At 68.0% G+C, this 18527-nt stretch carries 23 protein-coding genes and 1 tRNA gene; 14 read left to right on the forward strand and 10 right to left on the reverse strand.

Going from position 1 to position 18527, the window contains the following annotated elements:
* The first annotated feature begins 4 nt into the window (after positions 1-4).
* The 3 genes from B2G71_RS15145 to B2G71_RS15155 are packed head-to-tail and all read left to right on the forward strand — an operon-like array spanning position 5 to position 2606.
* Entirely contained in the window at positions 5-685 is a 681-nt protein-coding gene (locus B2G71_RS15145; protein ID WP_098107268.1) for a DUF969 domain-containing protein, read from the forward strand.
* Complete coding sequence (locus B2G71_RS15150) at positions 682-1620, forward strand: DUF979 domain-containing protein (protein WP_098107270.1); 939 nt, start codon at positions 682-684, stop codon at positions 1618-1620. The genes B2G71_RS15145 and B2G71_RS15150 overlap by 4 nt, the downstream gene beginning before the upstream one ends.
* Positions 1617-2606: a DUF2891 domain-containing protein gene (locus B2G71_RS15155; RefSeq protein ID WP_098107395.1), complete on the forward strand. Its 990-nt coding sequence runs from the start codon at positions 1617-1619 to the stop codon at positions 2604-2606. Before B2G71_RS15150 ends, B2G71_RS15155 begins: the two co-directional genes overlap by 4 nt.
* Before the next feature lie 3 nt (positions 2607-2609).
* Here the strand turns inward: B2G71_RS15155 and B2G71_RS15160 are convergent, their stop codons facing one another.
* Positions 2610-3101, reverse strand: a complete 492-nt coding sequence (locus tag B2G71_RS15160) for an asparaginase domain-containing protein (RefSeq protein ID WP_098107271.1) — start codon at positions 3099-3101, stop codon at positions 2610-2612.
* A 71-nt stretch (positions 3102-3172) separates the two neighbouring features.
* On the opposite strand from B2G71_RS15160, the gene B2G71_RS15165 reads away from it, so the two are divergent.
* A complete protein-coding gene (locus B2G71_RS15165; RefSeq protein ID WP_240530172.1) occupies positions 3173-3448 on the forward strand; it encodes a PilZ domain-containing protein in 276 nt (91 codons plus the stop codon).
* A gap of 186 nt (positions 3449-3634) precedes the next feature.
* Positions 3635-4225 carry a YdeI/OmpD-associated family protein gene (locus B2G71_RS15170; RefSeq protein ID WP_098107273.1) on the forward strand — a complete coding sequence of 197 codons (591 nt, stop codon included), beginning with the start codon at positions 3635-3637 and terminating at the stop codon, positions 4223-4225.
* Positions 4226-4241: 16 nt separating this feature from the next.
* On the opposite strand, the gene B2G71_RS15175 is transcribed toward B2G71_RS15170, so the two are convergent.
* The gene (locus tag B2G71_RS15175; RefSeq protein WP_141521585.1) at positions 4242-4691 is read right to left on the reverse strand and encodes a hypothetical protein; all 450 of its coding nucleotides are present in this window, start codon (positions 4689-4691) and stop codon (positions 4242-4244) included.
* A 198-nt stretch (positions 4692-4889) separates the two neighbouring features.
* On the opposite strand from B2G71_RS15175, the gene B2G71_RS15180 reads away from it, so the two are divergent.
* A tRNA-Asp gene (locus tag B2G71_RS15180) sits at positions 4890-4966 on the forward strand.
* 55 nt (positions 4967-5021) lie between these two features.
* Here B2G71_RS15180 and B2G71_RS15185 read toward each other — a convergent pair.
* The 4 genes from B2G71_RS15185 to B2G71_RS15200 form a co-directional block, all read right to left on the reverse strand.
* Positions 5022-5237, reverse strand: a complete 216-nt coding sequence (locus tag B2G71_RS15185) for a DUF2842 domain-containing protein (RefSeq protein WP_098107277.1) — start codon at positions 5235-5237, stop codon at positions 5022-5024.
* A complete protein-coding gene (locus B2G71_RS15190) occupies positions 5237-5842 on the reverse strand; it encodes a 5-formyltetrahydrofolate cyclo-ligase (RefSeq protein ID WP_098107279.1) in 606 nt (201 codons plus the stop codon). The genes B2G71_RS15185 and B2G71_RS15190 overlap by 1 nt, the downstream gene beginning before the upstream one ends.
* 153 nt (positions 5843-5995) lie before the next feature.
* Positions 5996-6319 carry a cell division protein ZapA gene (locus tag B2G71_RS15195; protein WP_098107281.1) on the reverse strand — a complete coding sequence of 108 codons (324 nt, stop codon included), beginning with the start codon at positions 6317-6319 and terminating at the stop codon, positions 5996-5998.
* A complete protein-coding gene (locus tag B2G71_RS15200; RefSeq protein WP_098107283.1) occupies positions 6316-6501 on the reverse strand; it encodes a hypothetical protein in 186 nt (61 codons plus the stop codon). The genes B2G71_RS15195 and B2G71_RS15200 overlap by 4 nt, the downstream gene beginning before the upstream one ends.
* Positions 6502-6701: 200 nt before the next feature.
* Between B2G71_RS15200 and tkt the strand changes: the two genes are divergently transcribed.
* The 7 genes from tkt (at position 6702) to B2G71_RS15235 (ending at position 14172) form a co-directional block, all read left to right on the forward strand.
* A complete protein-coding gene (gene tkt, locus B2G71_RS15205) occupies positions 6702-8687 on the forward strand; it encodes a transketolase (RefSeq protein WP_098107284.1) in 1986 nt (661 codons plus the stop codon).
* Between the two features lie 15 nt (positions 8688-8702).
* A complete protein-coding gene (gene gap / locus B2G71_RS15210; RefSeq protein WP_098107286.1) occupies positions 8703-9710 on the forward strand; it encodes a type I glyceraldehyde-3-phosphate dehydrogenase in 1008 nt (335 codons plus the stop codon).
* Between the two features lie 23 nt (positions 9711-9733).
* On the forward strand, positions 9734-10204 hold the full coding sequence (locus B2G71_RS15215; protein ID WP_098107398.1) for an MOSC domain-containing protein: 471 nt from the start codon (positions 9734-9736) through the stop codon (positions 10202-10204).
* A complete protein-coding gene (locus B2G71_RS15220; protein ID WP_098107288.1) occupies positions 10201-11400 on the forward strand; it encodes a phosphoglycerate kinase in 1200 nt (399 codons plus the stop codon). Before B2G71_RS15215 ends, B2G71_RS15220 begins: the two co-directional genes overlap by 4 nt.
* On the forward strand, positions 11381-12490 hold the full coding sequence (locus B2G71_RS15225; RefSeq protein ID WP_168176374.1) for an acyltransferase: 1110 nt from the start codon (positions 11381-11383) through the stop codon (positions 12488-12490). The genes B2G71_RS15220 and B2G71_RS15225 overlap by 20 nt, the downstream gene beginning before the upstream one ends.
* Positions 12491-12586: 96 nt before the next feature.
* A complete protein-coding gene (locus B2G71_RS15230) occupies positions 12587-13498 on the forward strand; it encodes a fructose bisphosphate aldolase (protein ID WP_098107292.1) in 912 nt (303 codons plus the stop codon).
* A 5-nt stretch (positions 13499-13503) separates the two neighbouring features.
* Positions 13504-14172 carry an O-methyltransferase gene (locus tag B2G71_RS15235; protein WP_098107294.1) on the forward strand — a complete coding sequence of 223 codons (669 nt, stop codon included), beginning with the start codon at positions 13504-13506 and terminating at the stop codon, positions 14170-14172.
* A 110-nt stretch (positions 14173-14282) separates the two neighbouring features.
* Here B2G71_RS15235 and B2G71_RS15240 read toward each other — a convergent pair whose 3' ends face one another.
* Positions 14283-14699 carry a hypothetical protein gene (locus B2G71_RS15240; protein WP_240530173.1) on the reverse strand — a complete coding sequence of 139 codons (417 nt, stop codon included), beginning with the start codon at positions 14697-14699 and terminating at the stop codon, positions 14283-14285.
* A gap of 77 nt (positions 14700-14776) precedes the next feature.
* On the opposite strand from B2G71_RS15240, the gene thiE reads away from it, so the two are divergent.
* The gene (thiE, locus tag B2G71_RS15245) at positions 14777-15415 is read left to right on the forward strand and encodes a thiamine phosphate synthase (protein WP_098107296.1); all 639 of its coding nucleotides are present in this window, start codon (positions 14777-14779) and stop codon (positions 15413-15415) included.
* Here the strand turns inward: thiE and B2G71_RS15250 are convergent.
* From B2G71_RS15250 to B2G71_RS15260, 3 genes are read right to left on the reverse strand one after another with little or no spacing between them, the layout of a single operon-like run.
* Positions 15412-16668: an MFS transporter gene (locus B2G71_RS15250; protein WP_098107298.1), complete on the reverse strand. Its 1257-nt coding sequence runs from the start codon at positions 16666-16668 to the stop codon at positions 15412-15414. The two genes, thiE and B2G71_RS15250, sit on opposite strands and share 4 nt — an antisense overlap.
* Positions 16669-16717: 49 nt before the next feature.
* A complete protein-coding gene (locus B2G71_RS15255; protein WP_098107299.1) occupies positions 16718-17638 on the reverse strand; it encodes a TIGR03619 family F420-dependent LLM class oxidoreductase in 921 nt (306 codons plus the stop codon).
* 28 nt (positions 17639-17666) lie between these two features.
* Positions 17667-18518 carry a glucose 1-dehydrogenase gene (locus B2G71_RS15260; RefSeq protein WP_098107301.1) on the reverse strand — a complete coding sequence of 284 codons (852 nt, stop codon included), beginning with the start codon at positions 18516-18518 and terminating at the stop codon, positions 17667-17669.
* Positions 18519-18527: the final 9 nt, after the last annotated feature.

Consider the following 18527-nt stretch of genomic DNA (forward strand, 5'->3'; position numbering starts at 1 on the left):
CCTGATGTGGGTTCTTCTGGGCATCGCGGTGATCGTCGCGGGCTTCGTGCTGCGCTTCAATCCGCTGCTGGTCATCCTCGTTTCCGCGCTCGTCACCGGCATTGCCGCCGGTCTCGATCCGGTCGCGATCATCGCCGCCTTCGGCCGGGCGTTCAACGAGGCACGCTATGTCAGCGTGGTCTGGCTGGTGCTGCCCGTGGTCGGCATGCTCGAGGCCTTCGGGCTGCAGGAGCGGGCGCGCGCGCTGATCGAGCGGATGCGCGGCGCCACCGTCGGGCGGCTGCTCACCGGCTACATGCTGTTGCGCCAGGCGACCGCCGCGGTCGGGCTGATCTCGATCGCCGGCCACGCGCAGACGGTGCGCCCGCTCGTCGCGCCGATGGCCGAGGCGGCGGGCGACCGCCAGGCCGAAGTCCTCGGCGAGGACGAGCGCGAGGAAGTGAAGGCCTGGTCCGCCGCGACCGACAACGTCGGCGTGTTCTTCGGCGAGGACATCTTCCTCGCCATCGGTTCGATCCTCCTCATCAAGGGCCTGCTCGAACAGTACGGCTACGACATCGAGCCGCTCCACCTCTCAGTGTGGGCGATTCCCACCGCGATCGCCGCCGCGCTGATCCACGGCTTCCGCCTGTGGCGACTCGACCGGCGGCTGAACCGCCTGGGCCTCGCGGAGGACGGCGCATGATCACGATCCAGTGGGTCTACACGCTGGCCGGCGCGGTCTTCGCCGCGTTCGCGCTGCTCGGCCTCAGGGATGCGAGCAACCCGAGGCGCTGGGGCACCTCGGCCTTCTGGGGCCTGCTCGCGCTGAGCATGTGGGCGGGCGACAGCCTCGGCGATTTCGGCAACGGCGTGCTGGTGCTGTGCCTCGTCGCGATCGCGGGGTTCGGCCTGCTGGGCAAGGGCACCAGCGGCGAAGTGCCCGCCGAGGCGCGGCGCGAGCGCTCGGAGACGTTCGGCAACGGCCTGTTCACCGTGGCGCTGATCATCCCGATCACCGCGCTCGTGGGGACCTTCGTGTTCAAGCAGATCCCCGAATGGGTCGATCCCCGGCAGACGACGCTGATCTCGCTCGGCCTCGGCGTGCTGATCGCGCTCGGCGCGGGCTATGCCTGGCTGCGCGCGGGGGCGCTGGTGCCGCTTGAGCAGGGGCGGCGGCTGATGGATTCGGTCGGCTGGGCCGCGATCCTGCCGCAGATGCTGGCGAGCCTGGGCGCGGTCTTCGCGCTGGCGGGCGTGGGCGAGGTGGTCGGCGATATCGTGCGGCTGGCGATCCCCGAGGGCAGCCTGTTCGGCGCCGTGGTCGCCTATGCGCTGGGCATGGCGCTGTTCACCATGGTCATGGGCAACGCCTTCGCCGCGTTCCCGGTGATGACCGCCGCGATCGGGATTCCGCTGCTGATCGAGCGCTACGGGGGCGAGCCCGCGATCGTCTGCGCGATCGGCATGCTCGCGGGCTTCTGCGGCACGCTGATGACGCCGATGGCGGCGAACTTCAATCTCGTGCCCGCCGCGCTGCTCGAACTGAAGGACGAATACGGCGTGATCCGCCGTCAGGTCGGCACCGCGATCCCGCTGCTCGCGGTCAATATCCTGCTGATCTGGTGGCTGGCGTTCTGATGCGGCTGACGCAGGACATCGCGAGCCGCTTCGCTGCTCTCACGCTGTCGCACCTCGGCAAGCGCTATCCGTTCAAGATGGACATCGTCTACACCGCGCCCGAGGACGTGAGGGAGCCTGCGAACCATCACCCGATCTTCCACGGCAGCTTCGACTGGCACTCGTGCGTGCACGGCTATTGGCAGGTGCTGCGGCTGCTGCGGCTCTATCCCGATATGCCCGAGGCCCCGGCGATCCGCGCGCGCGCCGACGGCATGCTCGTGCCCGAGAAGGTCGCGGGCGAACTGGCCTATCTCGCGCGGCCGCTGAGTGGCGGGTTCGAGCGGCCTTACGGCTGGGCCTGGCTGCTGGCTCTCCACGCCGAGGCCGCGCGCCACGACGCGCCATGGGCGGGCGCGCTGGAGCCGCTGGCGCGCGCCTTCGCCGCGCGCTTCCAGGCCTTCCTGCCCAAGCTGACCTATCCGCTGCGTGTCGGCACGCACTTCAACATCGCCTTCGCGCTCACGCTGGCGCATGACTGGGCCGAAACCCGCGACACCGCGCTGGTCTCGCTGATCCACGAAAAGGCGCTCGGCTGGTTCGCCGCCGACCGCGATTGCCAGGCCTGGGAGCCGGGCGGCGACGAATTCCTCTCCTCCGCGCTCACCGAAGCGCTGCTGATGAGCCGCCTGCTGCCGGGATCGGACTTCGCGCAATGGCTCGGCCAGTTCCTCCCGCGCCTCGAACGCGGCGAGCCCGCGAGCCTGTTCACGCCCGCCGTGGTGAGCGACCGCAGCGACGGCAAGATCGCGCATCTCGACGGCCTCAACCTCAGCCGCGGCTGGTGCTGGCGCGAGATCGCCCGCGCGCTCGGCCCCGGCCATGCCGTCACGCCGATCGCCGAACAGGCCGCGCTCGCGCACATCGCGGCGAGCCTGCCCCATGTCGCGGGCGACTACGCCGGCGAACACTGGCTGGCGACCTTCGCCCTGCTCGCGCTGGAGTAGCCTTCAGACCTCGACGAAGCGGCCCGCCTGGCGGTCCTTGCGCACGCGAAGGCCGTCGAACACCGAGCCGTTCATCGTGATCCACACGCCCGGCGCGGCGGACTGGGTGCAGGCGAAGGCCATGCCGAGGTTGAAGGCGGCGTCGCTCTCGGCGAAGCGGGCGGGGGCGAGCGCGCCGACCAGCACCACCGTCTTGCCGGTCCCGGCGCCGATGGCTTTCGCGGTCTCGGCCATGGTGTCGGTTCCGTGCGTGATCACGACGTGTGTTTCCTCGGCCTCGCGCACGGTCGCGGCGATCAGCGCGCGGTCGGCGTCGGTCAGTTCGAGGCTGTCCTTGCGCATCAGTTCGACCACGCGGACCGGATGCGTGACGCGGGCGAGCCGCAGCAGCCGCATGATCTGCGATTCGCCGACCTGGTATTCGCTGAGCGCGTCGAAATATTCCTTGTCGATCGTGCCGCCGGTGGTGACGACCAGGATCGGTTCCCGCTGCATGGTGCCTCGCTTGCCTTGGATCCAGGGTAGTAGCCCTTAATTCTATCGGCTTTCTGCCGTTTCCCGTCCAGATGGTGGACGCATCCCGTTTCATTCCGACCCCGGTCTTCCGCGAGAAGCGCCGCGCGCAACTGGCGCGGGTCGCGCTGCGCGACGCGCGTGGCGAGCCGATGGAGGTGCTTGTGCGCGACGTCTCGAAGCGCGGGCTCAGCGCCACTGCGAACGGCCCGGCGCCCGAAGCCGGCGATCCGGTCGCGATTCACCTGCCCGACGGGCGCGAGCTGTGGGGTCTCGTGCGCTGGGTCGAGGGCAGGAGCTTCGGCGTGGAGTTCGACACCTCGGGCTAGCCGATGCCGCCGCCCCTGTCCTACCGCGCAAAAGCGGCGCATGATGGCGGGATGAACCCCGTCATTTCGAGTGTCGCGCGGCAATCGTCTCCAGGCACGCGGACACGGCGCGGGGTTTTTCATTGGGAACCGTCAAATGCGTCACCTTCGCGACGCGTCCCGGTTTCCCGCGAGCGGGAGTTCGAAATGCGCGCGGATCCGCGAATCGACGCCTACATCGCCGAGGCCGCACCCTTCGCGCGGCCCGTCCTCGAACACTTGCGCGATCTTGCCCATCGCGCGCTTCCCGGGGGCGCGGAGACGATCAAGTGGGGCATGCCGCACTTCATGGTCGCGGGGAAGAACGTCGCGGGGATGGCGGCATTCAAGGCGCATTGCGCGCTCACGATCCATGGCGAGGGCCGTCACGCTTCGTTCGAGGGCATGGGGCAGATCGGCAAGGTGACCTCGCTGATGGATCTTCCGCCCGACGCGGTGCTTGTCGCCCGCCTCCAGGAAGCGCGGGTGCGGATCGAGACATCGGGCAGCGCCGTGCCTCGGCGCGGCCCGCGCGAGCCGAAGCCCGAGATCGCCATGCCGGAGGAGTTCGCGGCCGCGCTCGACGGGGCTCCGGCGGCGCGAGCGGTGTTCGACGGCTTTCCGCCGGGCGCGCGGCGCGAATACCTCGAATGGATCACCGAGGCGAAGACCGCCGCGACGCGGGGCAAGCGGATCGCCCAGGCGGTCGCGTGGATCGCCGAGGGCAAGAAGCGCAACTGGAAATACGAGAAATGCTAGGCGGGCAGGGCTCGGTTCAGCGCACGACGGCGCTGTAGGCGATGCGGCCCGAACCGCGCTCGGCGATGCTGGCGGGAATCCGCCAGCGCACGTGGGTCACGTCTTCGGCGGTCGCGTCGCGGCCGTCGATCCGCAGCCTGTCGAGCTGGCCCCAGGTGCGGCCCCCGTCGACCGAGACTTCCTGCGCCTCGCGGGCGCTGTCCTGGTACGCAGTGCCGCTGGGCAGCGGATTGACGATGGTGAAGCCGCCCTTGCCGCCGAGCCGGTACCAGCGCACGATCGTCACCACGCGATCGCCGCGCGCGAAGGTCTGCGCCGCCTCGAGCCGGCGCTGGCCGGCGGGCCGCACGCTTTCGCGGAACACGTCGGAACGAGTGGCGATGGCCGGCGACGCCGAGGCGAGGGCGGGCACGGCCAGCGCGGCGACGATCGGCAGGCAGCGCATTGCAATGCGGACGCGATTCACCTCGAGACTTCCCCTGTTGCTTCTTGCGGACCCGGCGGACCGTGCCCGCGAACCTTCGAAAATATGGTTAACGAAAGGCGCCCGGCCTGCGGGCGGCGGTGCGGGCGAGGGAAAGATTACGGATCGGTGGCAAGGCAGTTGACAGCCGCTTCGGCCTGCCCTAGTGGCGCGGCTCCCCAAGCGGCGCACGCTCATTACGCGGGTGTAGCTCAGATGGTTAGAGTGCCGGCCTGTCACGCCGGAGGTCGCGGGTTCGAGCCCCGTCACTCGCGCCACTTGGGGATTTTTCTCTTCAGAAACAGTGGCTTTGCCGGGCATGGCAAAGCCGGTTCAGCCCCAGCGGCCGGTTTCCATCCAGATCAGGAACCGCCGCAGCGGCAAGAGCCAGACGACACCGAGCAGGATGTAGATCGGCAGTTGCACCAGCGCGTGCAGGTCCGTCACCAGCGGCCCGACCCAGCGAGCCACCGCGAGCGCATAGGCGCCGAGCGCGATGCACAGGCCGATGATGCCGATCGGGATTCGCCAGGTCGGACTCTCGCGCATCAGCTTTGCTCTCCTTCGAAGAATCGCGTCGGGGTGACGACCGCGTCCAGCGCGCGGTCGTGCCGCTCGACCGGCAGCGATTCGAGTCGCTGGCAGTCCCACGCCAGTCCGTATGTCCGCGCGTCCGGATGCGCGGCGAGCCAGCGGTCGTAGTGGCCGCCTCCCTGGCCGAGTCGCGCGCAGGTCTCGGTGAAGCCGAGCAGGGGCACGAACAGGACCTCGGGCTCCAGCGCCGGCGCATCGGCGGCGGGTTGCAGCGCGCCGTAGGGGCCGGGCTCGAGCAGATCGTCGACGAACGGATTGTCCCACTCGCGAAACGCCATCGCCGCGCCGCGCTCGGCGAACCAGGGCAGGGCGAGGCGGTGGCCGTTCTCGAACAGCCACCGGGCATAGGCGAGCGTCGGCGCCTCGCTGGCGGTGGCGTAGTAGAGCCCGATCGTCGCGCCTTCGGGAATGCGATCCACGAGGGGGCGCGGCGGGCGCGAGAACATCAGCGCGCGCAGCGAGGCCGGCAGGCTCTCGACATGCTCGCGCCGGGCGATCCGCGTCGCCTTGCGCAGCTTCGCCTTGTCGGCGGCGGGGGAGGGGGGTGACGGGTCCACCATGGGTCGGTTTCCTAGAAATCCTCTGACGCCTTCACGTCAGGTGGGGGCCATATGATCCGGACCAGGGCCCGGGCAGGGACAGCCCCCTTGGATTGCTTATAGCCTCAGGGATGTTCGAACGGCTCGTGCCGGGCAGATCCCGTCGCTCCCCATCTAGGATGCGGGAGCCGTGCCCTCAAGCAGGGTCGCGAGATTTTCGAGCCGATCGGCCATCCGGGCCATGCGATCGGCGAGCGCCGGGTCGATTGCCTCGGCGTCCGAAGCCGCCCCAGCGTTCGCGCGGCACTCGTGCAACTCGTCGGCGACGAGCAGCGCGGCGAACAGCAGCGTGCGCGATTCGCTCTGGTTCGGGGCGTTCCTGGCCTCGACGAGCTTGGCGTCGACGAGCCTGCCCAGGCCGCGGATATGGTCTTCTTCGCCGTCGGCGCAAGCGACGGTATAGTCGCGACCGCCGATCGAGAGGCTCACGTTGCTCATGCCGGCGGGTCCGCGATGATCGCGTCGATATCCGCGATCGTGCGCGCGACGCTTTGTTTGAGCGCTTCGTGGCGCTGCGCGAGGTCCGCATCGGGGCCCGCAGCATCGGCCGCGAGCACGCGCGACGCGACCGCCTCGATCCTTTCGATCGCAGCCTCGATACGGCTCAGCGAATGTTCCATTGACCCCCCGACCATGCCGCATTGCTATCCCAAAATCATGAAAATGCAAGTGATTGGATAGAGAAGCTGCCATTCGACATAGAGTGGGCCGCGCAAGCGGCGCCAGCGTATCGACCCGCTAAACTTGACGCGGCGACGCCTTCCCCTAGAGGAAGCCGCGAATTCGACTCGACCGACCACCCTGCTTTCGGAGCTTTCTGATGACCCTCGATCCCACTCGCCTTGCGCCAATGGCGAACGCCATTCGGGCCTTGTCGATGGATGCGGTCCAGGCGGCGAACAGCGGCCATCCCGGCATGCCGATGGGCATGGCCGACGTCGCCACGGTGCTCTACGCGAACCACCTCAAGTTCGACCCCGCCGATCCCGCCTGGGCGGATCGCGACCGTTTCGTGCTGTCCGCCGGTCACGGTTCGATGCTGATCTACTCGCTGCTGTACCTCACCGGCTACGAAAGCCCGACGATCGAGGACATCCGCAATTTCCGCCAGCTCGGAAGCGTGTGCGCGGGTCACCCCGAGAACTTCCTGATCCCGGGCGTCGAGTGCACCACCGGCCCGCTCGGCCAGGGACTCGCCATGGCGGTCGGCATGGCGATCGCCGAAAAGCACCTCGCGGCCACGTTCGGCAGCGACATGGTCGACCACAACACCTGGGTCGTTGCCGGCGACGGCTGCCTGATGGAAGGCATCAATCACGAGGCGATCGGCCTTGCCGGCAATCTCGGACTGGCCAAGCTCAAGGTGCTGTGGGACGACAACCGCATCACCATCGACGGCGACACCTCGCTTTCGACCTGCGAGGACATTCCCGCACGCTATCGCGCCGCGGGCTGGCATACGATTTCCTGCGACGGACATGACTTCGCCGATATCGACCGCGCGCTCGCCGAAGCCGCCGCATCCGACAAGCCGACGCTGGTCGCCTGCCGCACGGTGATCGGCAAGGGCGCGCCCAACAAGCAGGGCAGCCACTCGGTCCACGGCTCGCCGCTCGGCGCCGACGAGATCGCCGCCGCCCGCGCCGAACTGGGCTGGACCGCCGAACCCTTCGATATTCCCGAAGCGATCCTCGCCGACTGGCGCTCGCTCGCCGAAAAGGGCGCGGCGACGCGCGCCGAGTGGGAAATGCGCTGCTCGGCCGATGGCCAGTGCGCCGAGTTCAAGCGCCGCATGGCGGGCGACCTGCCTTCGGGGGAAGCGGCTGCCAAGACCTTCTCCGCCTGGCTCGAGGGCGATGCCAACGTCGCTACCCGCAAGGCCTCCGAGAACACGCTCAACGTGCTCGTTCCGCTCATGCCCGAGCTGATCGGCGGTTCGGCCGACCTTACCGGCTCGAACAACACCCAGGCCAAGGGTCAGGCGCCGCTCACAGCGCAGGACGGCTCGGGCCGCTACATCTATTACGGTATCCGCGAGTTCGGCATGGCCGCGGCGATGAACGGCATGGCGCTCCACGGGGGCGTCATTCCCTACGGCGGCACCTTCCTGATCTTCTCGGACTACTGCCGCAACGCGGTGCGTCTTTCGGCGCTTCAGCAGGTCCGCGCGATCTACGTGTTCACGCACGATTCGATCGGCCTGGGCGAGGACGGCCCGACGCACCAGCCGGTCGAGCAGGTCATGTCGCTGCGGCTGATCCCCAATCTCAACGTCTTCCGCCCCTGCGACGTCATCGAGACGGCCGAGTGCTGGAACCTCGCGCTGCAGTCGCCCGAGACGCCCTCGGTGCTCGCGCTCTCGCGCCAGAACCTGCCGCAGGTGCGCAAGTCGGGCGAGATGCTGAGCGCGCGCGGCGCCTATCGCCTTCGCGCCGCCGAGGCCGAGCGCCGGGTGATCCTCATCGCCACCGGCTCCGAGGTCGCGCTCGCGCTGGACGTCGCCAGCCAGCTCGAGGCGCAGGGGATCGGCGCGGACGTCGTCTCCATGCCCTGCATGGAGCTGTTCGACGCTCAGCCCGACGCCTACAAGGAAGACATCCTGCCCAGCGTTGACCCTTCTCGGATCTTGCGCGTCTCGATCGAGGCGGGGGTGACAATGGGCTGGGAACGCTACACGATGGCAAACGGTCTCAACATCGGACTCGATCGCTTCGGCGCCTCGGCTCCGGCCAAGGACCTGTTCAACAAGTTCGGTTTCACCGCCGATGCCATTGTTCCGCAGATCATGAGCAAAATCAGCAGCTAACAGGAGATTTCTGATATGGCGACCAAGGTTGCGATCAACGGTTTCGGACGTATTGGACGGCTCGTCGCGCGCGCTATCCTGGAGCGGCCCGACTGCGGTCTCGAACTCGTTTCGATCAACGACCTCGCCGACGTGAAGTCGAACGCGCTGCTGTTCGGGTTCGATTCGACGCATGGCCGATTCCCGGGCACGATCGTTCCGGGCGAGGGCAAGATGACGGTGGACGGCAACGACATCGTCGTCACCGCCGAGCGTGATCCCGGCAAGCTCCCGCACAAGGAACTCGGCGTCGAGATCGTGCTCGAATGCACCGGCTTCTTCCAGTCGAAGGAAGCTTCGCTGCCGCACCTCGATGCCGGGGCCAAGCGCGTGCTGATCTCGGCGCCCGCCAACAACGTCGACGCGACGATCGTCTACGGCGTCAACCACGACAGCCTGACCGCGGACCACGTGGTCGTCTCGAACGCGAGCTGCACCACCAACTGCCTCGCGCCGGTCGCCAAGGTGATGAACGACACCGTCGGCATCGAGCGCGGCTTCATGACGACGATCCACTCGTACACCAACGACCAGCGCATGCTCGACCAGATCCACAAGGATCTGCGCCGCGCCCGCGCCGGCGCGACCAACATGATCCCGACCACCACCGGCGCCGCGCGCGCTGTCGGTCTGGTCCTGCCCGAACTCAAGGGCAAGCTCGACGGTTCGTCGGTGCGCGTGCCGACCCCGAACGTGAGCCTCGTCGACCTTTGCTTCGTGCCCAACAAGGAAACGACCAAGGAAGAGATCAACGCCGCGCTCAAGGCCGCGGCCGAGGGCCCGATGAAGGGCGTGCTAGACTACACCGATCAGCCGCTGGTCTCCTCGGACTTCAACCACTATCCGGCGAGTTCGACCGTCGACAGCCTCGAAACGGCGGTCATGGAAGGCAAGTTCGTGCGCGTCGTTTCGTGGTACGACAATGAGTGGGGCTTCTCCAACCGCATGCTCGACACCGCGGGCGCGATGGCGAAGTTTCTCTGAGGCGATAGGGAGTTACGGTCGTGGTGACGGGCACGCTTGCAGGCATTGCCCGTCGTCCGCGTCCGCGTGGACCCGTCGAGGAACTGCGCAACGCCTCGGTGACCGAGGCCGAGGGCGTTCACGGCAACTTTCGCGGCGCCATCGTCCCCGGCAAGAAGGGGCGGCGGCAGGTCTCGCTGCTCGAGGCCGAAAGCTGGGCTGCGGCCTTGGCCGAACTCGGCCTCCACGCCGACGAGATGCTGCCGTGGTCGGCGCGCCGCGCCGACCTGCTTGTCCAGGGATTGCGGCTTCCGCGCGAGGCGGGCCCGATCATCGCGATCGGCCCGTCGCTGCGCATTGAAGTGACCATGGAATGCGATCCGTGCAATCGCATGGACGAATTGCGCCAGGGTCTGCGCACGGCGCTGGTGCCGGACTGGCGGGGTGGCGTTCTCGGCCGCGTGCTGACGGCTGGCGAGATTTCGGTAGGCGACGAAGTGAGGATTGAGGAATGACCGCTTTCAAGACTTTGGACGATCTGGGAGACGTCACCGGAAAAGTCGCGCTGGTGCGCGTCGATCTCAACCTGCCGATGAAGGACGGGCTCGTCACCGACGAAACCCGCATCCGCGCCTCGCTGCCCACCATTGTCGACCTCGCCGCCAAGGGCGCCAAGGTGCTGCTGCTGGCGCACTTCGGCCGTCCCAAGGGTGAGCGCGTCTCGACGATGTCGCTCAGCCTCGTCGTCGGCGCGGTCGAGAAGGCGCTGGGCAAGGAAATCATGTTCGTGCCCGAGGTTTCGGGTCCGGTGGTCGAACAGTCGGTCGGCATCCTGCGTCCCGGCGATGTCGCCATTCTCGAGAACACCCGCTTCTGGAAAGGCGAGGAAAAGAACGACCCCGAGTTCGCCAAGGCGATCGCGGAAGTGGGTGACTTCTACGTCAACGACGCCTTCTCGGCGGCGCACCGCGCCCATGCCACGACCGAGGGACTCGCGCACCTGCTGCCCGCCTACGCGGGCCGCTCGATGCAGGCCGAGCTCGAAGCGCTCGACGCCGCGCTGGGCAATCCGGAAAAGCCGGTCGCGGCCGTTGTCGGCGGCGCGAAGGTCTCGTCCAAGCTCGATGTGCTCAAGCACCTCGTCGGACAAGTCGATCACCTCATCATCGGCGGCGGCATGGCCAATACCTTCCTCGCGGCCAAGGGCGTCGACGTCGGCAAGTCGCTTTGCGAGCACGACCTGACCGGAACGGCGAGCGAGATTCTCGAGACGGCCGACAAGGCGGGCTGCACCGTCCATCTGCCATACGAGGTCGTGGTGTCGAAGGAATTCGCCGCCAATCCGCCGTCCTTGCGTACCTGCAACGTTCACGAGGTCGCGGCAGACGAGATGATCCTCGACGTCGGGCCGAGCGCGGTCGAGGCCTTGGCCGACGTGCTCAAGACCTGCCGCACGCTGGTGTGGAACGGACCGATGGGCGCGTTCGAGACCGAACCCTTCGACGCCGCGACCGTGGCGCTCGCCAAGACCGCCGCCGCGCTCACCAGCGAAGGCTCGCTGACGTCGGTCGCGGGTGGGGGGGACACCGTCGCCGCGCTGAACCATGCCGGGGTCGCCGCCGACTTCAGCTATATCTCGACTGCGGGCGGGGCCTTCCTCGAATGGATGGAAGGCAAGGAACTTCCCGGCGTTGCCGCTCTTTCGAGCTAGGCGCAGCAGCCCTCGGCCACCGGCGGGGCAGGTCGGCCACGCGGCCGCGGATACGCGTTACGTTACGCTCGACGGGATGCGCGGGCTCGCCGCGCTCGCCGTGGCCTTGTTCCACTTCAACATCTCGCTGATGCCACATGGCTATCTGGCGGTGGACTTCTTCTTCGCGCTTTCGGGCTTCGTGCTGTGGCGCAGCTACCAGCCGCGCTGGCGCGAGGGACTGGGGACTCGCGCGTTCCTGGCGCGGCGCCTGATCCGGCTCTATCCGCTTTACGCGCTGGGGCTGCTGCTCGGCGCCGGCTACGAGGTGTGGCGCGTCGTTTCGGGCAGCCGCACCGGGCTCGATCTCGAGACGATCGCGCTGAGCCTGCCGTTCAACGCGCTGTTCATGCCGTCGCCGTTCACGATCCCGCTGTTCCCGATGAATGTCCCTGCCTGGTCGCTGTTCTTCGAGGTCGTGGCGAATATCGCGCTGATCCTCGTGCTGTTCCGGCTGCCGTTATGGCTGATCGCGGCGATCGCCATCGCTTGCGGCGCCGGGCTTGCGCCGATCGTGCTCGCGAGGGACGCGGCGAACGTCGGCGCGATCTGGGGCGAGACCGGCATCGGCCTTCTGCGCACGGGCTTTTCCTTCGGCTTGGGCCTGGTCCTCGGCGGTCTTTCGCAGCGGAGCCATCGGCCCCGCGGCGCGGTCGGCATGCTGTGCCTGGGGGCGATCGTCTTCGCGCTCTATGGCATCGGGTTCGAACCGCGCGGCTGGTACGACCTTTTCGTGATCCTGCTCATATCGCCCCTGCTGTTGTTCGTGGGCACGCGCTTCGAGCCGAGTCGGCTCTTCGCGCCGCTCGCGGCCTTCGCCGGCGACGTGTCCTACGCGCTCTACGCGGTGCACTGGCCCTTCATCGAGCCCTATCGCGCGCTCGGGCGTCATATCGGGCTCGACGGCGTGCCGATGGCGGCGATCTTCCTCGGCTCGATGCTGGCCTTGGCCTGGTTGGTCGCGCGGTTCTTCGACGAACCGCTGCGCACGCTTGCGACTTCCGCGCTCCGGACGAGGGCGGCAACGGCGAGGTCACTCGCCCGCGCATGAAACCGGCCATCGGGGGCTTGCCGCAGTTGCGAGATGAGCGCCTTGGCGGTAAGTCTTGTCCGAGAGCTTTCACGAACAGGACAGGACCAAAAGCGCATGCAAACCTCTGAGATGACCGCGAAGATGGCCAAGGGCAACGGATTTATCGCCGCACTCGACCAGAGCGGCGGCTCCACTCCCAAGGCGCTCAAGGGATACGGCGTGGCGGACGACGCCTGGAGCACCGAAGAGGAAATGTTCGGCCTGATTCACGAGATGCGCAGCCGCATCATCTCTTCGCCCGCCTTCACCGGAGACAAGGTCATCGGCGCGATCCTGTTCGAGCGGACGATGGACGGCACGGTCGAGGGCAAGCCCACTCCGCAGGCGCTCATCGACAAGGGCGTGGTCCCGTTCATCAAGATCGACAAGGGCCTCGAGGATGAGGCCAACGGCGTGCAGATGATGAAGCCGATGCCGACGCTCGACGCGCTGCTCGAGAAGTCGAAGGCGCTGGGCGTGTTCGGCACCAAAGAGCGCTCGGTCATCAACTCGGCCAACGAGGCGGGCATCGCAGCGGTGGTCAAGCAGCAGTTCGAGATCGGCCAGCAGGTGATCTCGCACGGAATGATGCCGATCATCGAGCCCGAGGTGAACATCAAGAGCGAGACCCGCGCCGATTGCGACAAGATCCTGCTCGCCGAGATCCTCAAGAACCTCGATGCGCTGCCCGAGGGTCAGACGGTCATGCTCAAGCTCTCGCTGCCGGTCGTCCCGGGTACCTTCGATCCGCTTGTCGAGCATCCCAAGGTGCTGCGTGTGGTCGCGCTGTCGGGCGGCTACAAGCGCCCCGAGGCCTGCGCCGAGCTTGCCAAGAACAAGGGCATCATCGCCAGCTTCAGCCGCGCGCTGCTCGAAGACCTGCGCGCGCAGATGAGCGACGAGGAATTCGACAAGGCACTCGGCGCGGCAATCGACGAGATCTACACCGGCTCGACGCAGAAGACCGCGGCGGCGGCCACGGCCTGACCGGCATGGCAAGCAGCGACGACTGGGCCGCGGTCGACGACTGGCTTGCCGGTCAACACCTCGGCAAGGACGACGCGCTCGATGCGGCGCTCGCGGCCAATGCGGCCGCGGGCCTGCCGCATATCGACGTTTCGGCCACGCACGGCAGGCTGCTCCAGCTTCTGGCGCTCAGTCTCGGCGCGCGGCGCGTGCTCGAGATCGGCACGCTGGGCGGATTCTCGACGATCTGTCTGGCGCGCGGCCTGGCTGAAGACGGCCGCGTGGTGACGCTGGAGATCGATCCGAAGCACGCCCGGATCGCCGCCGAGAACATCGCGCGCGCGGGCCAGGCCGGGAAGGTCGAAATCCGCCAGGGCCCCGCGCTCGAAACGCTCGAGGCGATGATCGCGGCGGGCGAGGCGCCGTTCGACCTGTTCTTCATCGACGCCGACAAGGAAAACAACGCGAACTACCTCAAGGCCGCGCTCTCGCTGTCGCGCAAGGGCACGGTGATCGTGGTCGACAACGTGGTGCGCGACGGCGGTGTGATCGATCCCGACAACCACGAGCCGATGATCGAAGGCACACGCCGCGCCCACGCCTTCGTCCGCGATGAACCGCGCCTGCTCTCGACGGCGGTGCAGACCGTCGGCAGCAAGGGCTGGGACGGCTTCATCTGCGCGGTCGTGGCCTAGGAGGAGCGCCCCTACGGCAGCCCGCTTTGTATGCGGTTGGAAGCGGTTCGCCCGGAGGCGACGCCGTTTCGCTCTGGTGCCATCCCCACCGTCGCTCAGCTTGAGCGGATTCAGATGCCGCCCATGAACCGGAAGCCGAAGCGGTAGTGGCCGGGTGGGATATCCATTTCGGCCGGCGTCGAGCGGTCGGGTTGGACTTCGACCAGTTCGAGGCTGCCGTCGGCGACGTGAACCGGATTGCCCTGGGTCAGTTCGCGCACGTCGCTGCGCGCGCCGAGATCGATGCGCACCTTCAGACGCACGCGCCCCGCCCACACGCAGCGGGCATTCATCGGGCAGCGGCTGTCTTCGAGCACTTCGAGCGGAGTGACCTTCGGCCCGTCGACCGAAACGGTCTCCATCATGCTCGCGCGCACGAGCGGGTCGGTGGCTTCGGCCGGCGGCGGCGGCAATGGAGCGGGGGGCTCGGCCAGGCAGGCGGCGAGGGCGAGCGGGGCGAGCAGGGCAAGGGCGCGGGTGCGAACCATCGCCCGCTCATGCGCCCCCGCGGCTGAATGCGCGCCGAACGCTTGGCGAGCGCCGCGCTCCGGTCTAGGGGCGGCGCATGTCTGACGAACCTGCCCGGACCTGCGACCTCTATCTGATCTCACCGCTCGACGTCGGTGGCGATTTCCCCGAGCGTCTCGCCCGCGCGCTCGATGCAGCGCCGGTCGCGGCATTCCAGTTGCGTGTGAAGGATCTCGACCAGCACGAGGCGGCGCGGCTCGCCGAGCCACTCCAGGCGATCTGCGCCGAGCGCGACGTGGCCTTCATCGTCAACGATTCGATCGCGCTCGCCAAGCGGCTCGGCGCCGACGGGGTGCACCTCGGACAGAGCGACGGCACGGTGGATGAGGCGCGCCGCGCGCTGGGCCGCGAGGCGCAGATCGGCGTGACGTGCCACGACAGTCGCCATCTGGCGATGGAGGCGGGCGAGGCGGGGGCGGACTACGTCGCGTTCGGCGCCTTCTTCCCGACCACGACCAAGACCGTCGAGCACCATGCCGAGCCCGAACTCCTGACCTGGTGGCAGACGCTCTTCGAGATCCCCTGTGTGGCGATCGGTGGAATCACGCCCGGAAACTGCGGCGCGCTCGCGAAGGCGGGCGCCGATTTCCTCGCGGTCTCCGGTGCGGTGTGGAACGGCGATGAGGCCGCGGCGGTCAAGGCCTTCCGCGAGGCGATCGACGCGGCGCTCGCCTAGCCCGCCGAGCGGCGTTCGAAATCCGGATAAGGCCCGAGGCCGAAGACGAGCAGCGCCGAAAGTGCTGTCAGCGGCAGGGCGGTGCCGAGAACCAGCGCGTAGCTTTGTGTCGCGTCATAGGCGATGCCCACGACCAAGGGTCCGATCCCCGAAGCACCCGCCTGGCAGCTCGAGATCACGCCGTAGATCTTGCCGAAGTGCCGCAGTCCGGCATAGCGGGTGGACAGGTAGATCCCGACTTGCAGCGCCGCGCCCGCGCCGAGACCCAGCGCGGCGATGCCGAAGCCGAGGACCGCAAGGTTGTCGGTCCCGGAAAGCAGGACCGCCTGGCCGACGCCGGGCAGCGCGAAACAGGCGAGCGGCAGCAAGGCGCTGCGGACGCGATCGGTGAGCCAGCCCGCGCCGAGATTGCCCAGCAGCGAGCCGAGGCCGAGCACGACCGCCAGCGACGCCGCCTCGGCGCGGGTGGCGCCGTTGCCGGTCAGCATCGGCACCATGTGGATCGTGATTCCGGTTGCGACGAGGCCGAAGATCACGATCGCGAGGCTGATCCGCAGCATGGCGAGTGAGCGCATTGCTTCGCCCAGAGTCAGTCCGGATAGCGCCGGCGCCTCGGCGCTTTCCGGCCCGCGATCGGTTGCCGTGGCCGGCCTGCGGACCTTGAAGAACGCCAGCACGAGCACGAAGGCGATGCCCGCCCAGCCCAGACCGAGCGCGAGATAGGCGCTGCGCCAACCGAAATTGGCGATGAAGAACTCGGCCAGCGGCGGCGCCGCCATCTGAGACAAGGAAAGCCCGCCGAGCACCACCGCGATCGCGAGCCCGCGCCCGGCGGAAAAGGCGCTCGAGATCGCGGTGTTCCACACCACCGAGCGGATGCCCAGCGCGGCGAGCGAATAGACCACCCAGGTCAGCAGCCATTGCACCAGCGCTCCGCCAAGCAGCGCGAAGGCGGCGAAGGCAAGGCCGCTTGCGGCAACCCCTGGCAGGCCCACGCGCCGTCCGCCGATCCTGTCGACCAGCGCGCCAGCAAAGGGCGCGAGCGGCAGGCTGACCAGCGCGAAGATCGTCATCCCGAACGAGATTTCGGCGCGCGTCCAACCGAAGCGCTGCTCGAGCGGGGCAATGAACAGCCCCAGCGTGGCCGCCGGGATCGAGGCGAACGAGAGCCCGGCCATCGCCGCCACGACCATCGGCCAGTTGGCACGCCACTCCTCGCGCGCGCTCAGCGGCGCGCCGATACCAGCATTCATCGGCCTCTCCCGGTTTGTTCTTGTCGCCGCCGGCCGGACGGCCTTCGCCTCAGAAGTCGATCTTGGGGATGACCTCCTCGCCGAAGCGGCGGATGTGATCGAGATATTCGCCGCGATCGTCGGTGAAGGCGCTGGCGCCCGCGCCGTCGACGCCGATCGCCTTGAGTTCGGCGAAGTGGTCGATCGCTTCCTGTGCGCTCCACTCGCCGGTCAGCGAGAAGGTCGAGGAGCAGATCACCTTGGGTGCAACCTCGCGGCCGACCTTCTCGCAATGGGCCTTCATGTATTCGATCGACGCGACGATATCCTCGTTGCCCGAAATGTTGGCGGTGCGGGCGGTGTCGGTCACCATCTTGGGGACGATGAAGGGGTGCCAGGCGTCGCCCAGCTCGACCGTGCGGCGCAGCGCGCGCTTGGAGTTGCCGCCGACCAGCAGCGGCGGGTGCGGCCTCTGCGCGGGGGTGGGCAGCATGCGGTTGCCCAGCGCCTTGTAGCCGGTGCCCTCGAACTCGAAGTCCTCACCGCTCCAGGCGAGCTTCATGGCCTTCATGTATTCGTCCATGAGGTCGTTGCGGCTGTCGAAATCGACGCCGAGCGCCTTGTATTCGGCCTTGAGGTAGCCCGCGCCCATGCCGAGGATCACGCGTCCGCCGGTGAAGCAGTCGAGGCTCGCCACGGCGCGGGCGGTGACGAAGGGGTTGCGGTAGGGCAGGACGATGATGTTTGTCTGCAGCTTGAGCGTGGTCGTCACGGCACCGACCATCGAGAGCATGACGAACGGGTCCTGCGCGTAGTGCCCGCCGCTGTCGAGCCAGCGCGCTGAGGGAACCGGGTGGTCGGTCACGGTGCCGGCGGTGAAGCCCGCATCCTCGACCGCGCGGGCGATCTCGTGAAGCGCCGGGAGCGAGAGGAACTGCCCGGGGTCCTTGATGTGATCGAACGGAAGTGTGGTGCTGAGCGTGAATGCCATCGTGCGTTTCCTGCTAAGGGTGACCGGGTCAGGCCTCCGGGGGCAAAATCCATTGTTCCGAGCTGTCGCGGACCCATCCGCTGGAGGCCCATGACCCGCCATCGACGGGGATGATCGTACCGGTGACGTAACTGGCCATCGGCGAGGCGAGGAACACGGCGACCTTGCCGCATTCCTCTTCGAAGCCGGCGCGGCCAGCCGGGATGCGACGCCGCACGGATTCGGTCTGGGCCGGGCTCGGCTGATACCAGGCCTCGGGATCGACCGGGCCGGTGAACTGCCCGCTGGTTCCCGGCGTGCGCGTATAGTCGGGCGCAATCGTGTTGACGCGGATGCCGTGCTCGGCGAATTCGAGCGCCAGCGTGCGGGTGAGGTTGTTGATACCCGCCTTGCACGCCGCGTAGACCGCGTAGCCCGGCGCCGCCCGCGAACCCTCGATGCTGGTGACGTTGATGATCGCGCCGCCGCGTCCGCCCGCGATCATGATCGGCACCGCGGCGCGCGTGGCAGCCAGGTTACTGATCAGGTTGAGGTCGATATGACGGCGCCAGTTCTTTTCGGTGAGATCGAGGAAGCCGCGCCGAGTCACTCCGCCCGCGTTGTTGACGAGCACGTCGAGCCGCCCGAAGCGCTCCTTTGTGGCCGCCACGGCCTTTTCGACCGCCTCGACTTCCATGACGTTGCCGGTGATCGCGAGAACCTGCCTGCCGCGCGCGGCGACTTCGGCCTCCATCTGCTCGCAGCGTTCGGGAATCGCCTCGATCAATGCGATGTCGGCGCCCATGTCGGCCAGGCACAGAGCGATGGCCTTGCCGATGCCGCCCCCGCCGCCGGTGACGAAGGCGACCTGGCCGCTCAGATCGACGTCGCTTGTATCCAATCTCTCCCC

This window comes from Novosphingobium sp. PC22D (genome assembly GCF_002556635.1).
Lineage (GTDB): Bacteria > Pseudomonadota > Alphaproteobacteria > Sphingomonadales > Sphingomonadaceae > Novosphingobium.